The 5,060-nt window shown below is 72.7% G+C and carries 3 protein-coding genes and 1 pseudogene; 2 read left to right on the top strand and 2 right to left on the bottom strand.

Translation table 11 applies throughout. The features are described from left to right. Window positions 1-573: 573 nt before the first annotated feature. Both ACH4VX_RS35520 and ACH4VX_RS35515 read right to left on the bottom strand, forming a co-directional pair. On the bottom strand, window positions 574-1,518 hold the full coding sequence (locus tag ACH4VX_RS35520) for a DeoR/GlpR family DNA-binding transcription regulator (RefSeq protein ID WP_398373450.1): 945 nt from the start codon (window positions 1,516-1,518) through the stop codon (window positions 574-576). A gap of 110 nt (window positions 1,519-1,628) precedes the next feature. Further along, window positions 1,629-3,101, bottom strand: a pseudogene (locus tag ACH4VX_RS35515) (NAD(P)H-quinone dehydrogenase); the annotation flags it as partial. A 74-nt stretch (window positions 3,102-3,175) separates the two neighbouring features. Between ACH4VX_RS35515 and ACH4VX_RS35510 the strand changes: the two are divergent. Together ACH4VX_RS35510 and ACH4VX_RS35505 are read left to right on the top strand one after the other, a co-directional pair. After that, entirely contained in the window at window positions 3,176-3,616 is a 441-nt protein-coding gene (locus tag ACH4VX_RS35510; RefSeq protein ID WP_398373448.1) for a gamma-glutamylcyclotransferase, read from the top strand. 91 nt (window positions 3,617-3,707) lie between these two features. Further along, a complete protein-coding gene (locus tag ACH4VX_RS35505) occupies window positions 3,708-4,532 on the top strand; it encodes a purine-nucleoside phosphorylase (protein WP_398373446.1) in 825 nt (274 codons plus the stop codon). Window positions 4,533-5,060 lie beyond the last annotated feature (528 nt).

Here is a 5,060-nt window from a genome sequence, read left to right as displayed (position 1 = left end):
CGCGGATCACGTCTCCCGGAGGGGGTGCGGGGCGCGGACGCGCCGGCCACTGCGGGCGGCCACCCCCGCCCCGTCCCCTTCCCGCCGTACGCGGCATACCCGCCGCCACGGCCTCCGTCCCCGCCCCCCTGCGATCCGCGTGCCTCCGCCCCTGCGGGCAACCGCTGCCGCGTGCCACCGCTGCCGCAGACAAGCCGCTCCTGCGGGCAGCCGCTCCCGCGAACAGTCGCCGCATGCCGGTGCTCCCGTGGGCAAGTCGTGCCTCCCCAGTGCCTCAAGGGCCTGGGAGGTGCCCCTCAGGGCGATGGGGCACCTCCCGCTCGAGCGCAGTCGGGAGTGGTGGAGGGTGGGCCGGGGGTGACCCCTCCGGGGGAGGTATCCCGCAGGCGCCGGGCCGCGCGAACACCCCCGGCCCACACCCACGCGGGGCACCCCGCAAACACGCCGGGCCGTAAGGGCACCCCCGGCCCGCACGAACGCGGAGCACCCCACAAGCGCGGGGGCGGCGCAAACCCTCCCCCGCCCTCGCAGCAACGACACAGGGCGCCCCACGAAGCACCCCCGAGCAGACCGTCAGCGCCTCCGCAGGTCCGCCACCCGCCCCCGCTCGGCCCCGGCCCCCTGGGGCGACTCCGCCGCCCCCAACGCCACAGCCGTCCGCAGCCCGGCCCCTTGCCGCCGCGGCCCGGGAAGAGGGACGTCCCGGCGCTGACGCCCCGCCGGGCCCCCCTCACCCCCCGCCCCCGCGACAGCGATCTGCACACCCTGATCGGCCAGCGCCTGCAACTCGGTCCCCGCCCGGTCGTCATGCCCGGCCGGCTCATCCGTCACAAGCCGGGTGATCAGGTCCGTGGGCACCGTCTGGAACATCGTGTCCGTACCGAGCTTGGTGTGGTCCGCGAGGACCACCACCTCCGCCGCGGCCTGCACCAGCGCCCGGTCGACGGACGCCGACAGCATGTTGGACGTGGACAGCCCGCGCTCAGCGGTGAGGCCGCTTCCGGAGAGGAACGCCCGGGACACCCGCAACCCCTGCAGGGACTGCTCGGCACCACTGCCCACAAGGGCGTAGTTCGAGCCGCGGAGCGTACCGCCGGTCATCACGACCTCCACCCGGTTGGCGTGGGCCAACGCCTGGGCGACCAGCAGGGAGTTGGTGACGACCGTAAGGCCGGGCACCCGGGCCAGCCGGCGGGCCAGCTCCTGCGTGGTGGTACCCGCGCCGACCACGATCGCCTCGCCCTCTTCCACTAAATTCGCGGCGAGGTCGGCGATGGCGGTCTTCTCGGCGGTCGCGAGATGTGATTTCTGCGGAAAACCGGACTCTCGCGTAAAACCGCCCGGCAGTACCGCACCGCCGTGCCGGCGGTCGAGGAGTCCTTCTGCCTCCAGCGCGCGCACGTCCCGCCGTACGGTCACTTCGGAGGTCTGGACGACGCGGGCGAGCTCACGGAGCGACACGGCCCCGTTCGCTCGCACCATTTCGAGGATCAATTGGCGACGTTCTGCAGCGAACACGAAACTGACAGTAACGCCGACGACCGTCTGCTTTCAGCAGTTTGCGCTGAATAGCAGAAGTTGTTCGCACTGCCCCGCACCAAGTGGTATAGGGCCGCCGTTTCCGGCCGTCAGGCCTCCACGCCCGCCTTCCGCGTGTGCAACTGCCGTGCCACCTCGGCGATCGAGCCCGACAGCGAGGGGTAGACCGTGAAGGCGTTCGCGATCTGTTCCACCGTCAGATTGTTGTCGACCGCGATCGAGATGGGGTGGATGAGTTCCGAGGCGCGCGGCGCGACGACCACGCCGCCCACCACGATGCCGGTGCCCGGGCGGCAGAAGATCTTGACGAAGCCGTCGCGGATGCCCTGCATCTTCGCGCGCGGGTTGCGCAGCAGCGGCAGCTTCACCACGCGGGCGTCGATCTTGCCGGCGTCGACGTCGGCCTGGGAGTAGCCGACGGTGGCGATCTCGGGGTCGGTGAAGACGTTCGACGAGACCGTCTTCAGGTTCAGCGGGGCCACCGCGTCGCCCAGGAAGTGGTACATGGCGATACGGCCCTGCATCGCCGCCACCGAGGCGAGCGCGAAGACACCGGTGACGTCACCCGCGGCGTAGACGCCGGGAGCCGTCGTCCTCGACACCTTGTCGGTCCAGATGTGGCCCGACTCCCGCAGCCTGACCCCGGCCTCCTCCAGACCCATGCCCTCGGAGTTCGGAATGGCGCCCACGGCCATCAGACAGTGCGAGCCGGTGATGACGCGGCCGTCGGCGAGCGTCACCTCCACCCGGTCCCCGACCCGCTTCGCGGACTCGGCCCGCGAACGCGCCATGACGTTCATCCCGCGACGGCGGAAGACGTCCTCCAGCACGGCGGCCGCGTCCGGGTCCTCACCCGGCAGTACCCGGTCGCGCGAGGAGACGAGCGTCACCTTCGACCCCAGCGCCTGGTAGGCACCGGCGAACTCGGCGCCCGTGACACCGGATCCGACCACGATGAGCTCCTCGGGGAGCTCGTTCAGGTCGTACACCTGGGTCCAGTTCAGGATCCGCTCGCCGTCGGGGCGGGCGTCCGGCAGCTCGCGCGGGTGCCCGCCGGTCGCGATCAGTACGGCGTCCGCGGTGAGCGTCTCCTCGGTCCCGTCCGCGGCACGCACCACGACCTTCCGCGACCCGTCGAGGGCCTGCATGCCCTCCAGCCGGCCCCGCCCGCGCAGCACCCGCGCGCCGGCCCGGGTCACCGAGGCGGTGATGTCGTGCGACTGGGCCAGTGCGAGCCGCTTCACCCGCCGGTTGACCTTGCCCAGGTCCACACCCACCACCCGGGCGGCCTGTTCCATGGGCGGGGTGTCGTCGGCGACGATGATGCCCAGTTCCTCGTACGAGGAGTCGAAGGTGGTCATCACCTCGGCCGTGGCGATCAGGGTCTTGGACGGCACGCAGTCGGTGAGCACCGACGCCCCGCCCAGGCCGTCGCAGTCGACGACGGTCACCTCCGCGCCGAGCTGTGCGGCGACCAGCGCCGCTTCGTATCCGCCGGGTCCGCCACCGATGATCACGATCCGAGTCACGTACTCCATTGTCCCGCACGCTTCACCGTGCGACCGCCCGGGGGCCTCAGCCGTGGCTCCCCCGTTACCGAAGGTGGCGCCCGTTCCCGCTGCCGTACCCTTCCCCCATGTCGCTCTACGCCGCGTACGCCGCCCATCTCGACGCGCGGCTGATGTCCCGCCGCGCCCCGCACTCGCCGCTGCGCGCCACCGGCTGGCTGAACGGGTGGAGACTGACGTTCGGAGGCGAGCTCATGGGCGGGGAGGGCGCGCTGGCCACGCTGGTCGAGGACCCGATCTCGGCGGTCTTCGTCTCCCTCTACGACATCGCCCCGATGGACGAGGAGTCCCTGGACCGCTGGGAGGGCGCGGGCGGCCTGGACCTCTACCGCCGCATCAGGGTGCGCGTGCACACCCTGGACGGCGAGGAGCCGGCCTGGACCTACGTCCTCGACAGTTACGAGGGCGGCCTTCCCTCGGCCCGCTACCTGGGCGAGATCGCCGACGCGGCCGAGTCCGCGGGCGCGCCCCACGACTATGTGATGGAGCTCCGCAAGCGTCCCTGCTGACGCCTCCTCGCGGGAAACGACAAGACAACGATCGCCAACCCGTCGGCTCCGACATCTACGCGCGTAGGCGAATACCGGCTACCCTCATCGCGTGAACGCTTCTCTTCTTCCGGACGACATCCAGGGCGACCCGTACGCCGCAGCCGACGCCGCCGCCGCGCGCCTGCGCGAACTCACCGGCGCCGAGACCCACGACGTCGCCCTCGTGATGGGCTCCGGCTGGGCCCCGGCGGTGGACGCCCTCGGCGTGCCCGAGGCCGAGTTCCAGGTCACCGAGCTGCCCGGTTTCCCGCCGCCGGCGGTGGAGGGCCACGGTGGCAAGATCCGCTCGTACGCCATCGGCGCGAAGCGGGCCCTGGTGTTCCTGGGCCGTACGCACTACTACGAGGGACGCGGGGTCGCCGCGGTGGCCCACGGGGTCCGTACGGCCGTGGCCGCGGGGGCGAAGACGATCGTCCTGACGAACGGCTGCGGAGGTCTGCGTGCGGGCATGCGCCCCGGTCAGCCGGTCCTGATCAGCGACCACATCAACCTCACGGCGACCTCGCCGATCGTCGGTGCCAACTTCGTCGACCTCACCGATCTCTACTCGCCCCGCCTGCGGGCACTGTGCAAGGAGATCGACCCCACGCTGGAGGAGGGGGTCTACGCGCAGTTCCCCGGCCCCCACTACGAGACTCCGGCGGAGATCCGGATGGCCCGGGTGATCGGGGCGGACCTGGTCGGCATGTCGACGGTTCTCGAGGCCATCGCCGCCCGTGAGGCGGGGGCGGAGATTCTGGGCATCTCCCTGGTCACCAACCTGGCCGCGGGGATGACGGGCGAGCCGCTCAATCACGAGGAGGTCCTCCAGGCGGGCCGGGACTCCGCCACCCGGATGGGCTCCCTGCTGGCGCAGGTCCTCGGCCGCCTGTAGACGCGGCCCGCTTCACGAGGTGCGGCACGTCGACGCGACCTGGGCCGACGCACTCCGGCGCTTTGCGGGGTGCCCCGCGTGGGTGTGGGGCGGGGGTGTTCGCGCGGCCCGGCGCCTGCGGGGCGCCTCCCCCGGAGGGGTCACCCCCGGCCCGCCCTCCCCCGATCTCGGCTGCGCTCGAGCGGGAGGTACCCCCATCGCCCTGAGGGGCACTTCCCAGGCCCATGAGGCACTGGGGGAGACACGACTGACCGCGGCCGGCGGCGACATGCGGCTGTTCGCGGGAGCGGTGGCGGGGGCCCGCAAGAGCGGAGGCCCGCGGCAGCGGTGGCACGCGGGAGCGACTGCCCGCAGCAGCGGCTGCCCGCAGGGCCGGGGGTGCGGGGAGCGCAGGGGGGCGGGGACGGAGGCCGTGGCGGCGGGTATGCCGCCCACGGCGGGAAGGGGACGGGGCGGGGGTGGCCGCCCGCAGTGGCCGGCGCGTCCGCGCCCCGCACCCCCTCCGGGAGACGTGATCCGCGCCGGTCC

The sequence above is a fragment of the Streptomyces sp. NPDC020731 genome, from assembly GCF_044334705.1.
Taxonomy (GTDB): domain Bacteria; phylum Actinomycetota; class Actinomycetes; order Streptomycetales; family Streptomycetaceae; genus Streptomyces.
The sequence above is the reverse complement of the archived record's forward strand: the minus strand, read 5'-3'. Positions and strand labels throughout refer to the sequence as shown.

Excerpts from the sequence above, each read along its gene's own strand:
- ACH4VX_RS35510 (WP_398373448.1), top strand. The coding sequence starts at position 3,176 with ATGTCGCTCTACGCCGCGTACGCCGCCCATCTCGACGCGCGGCTGATG.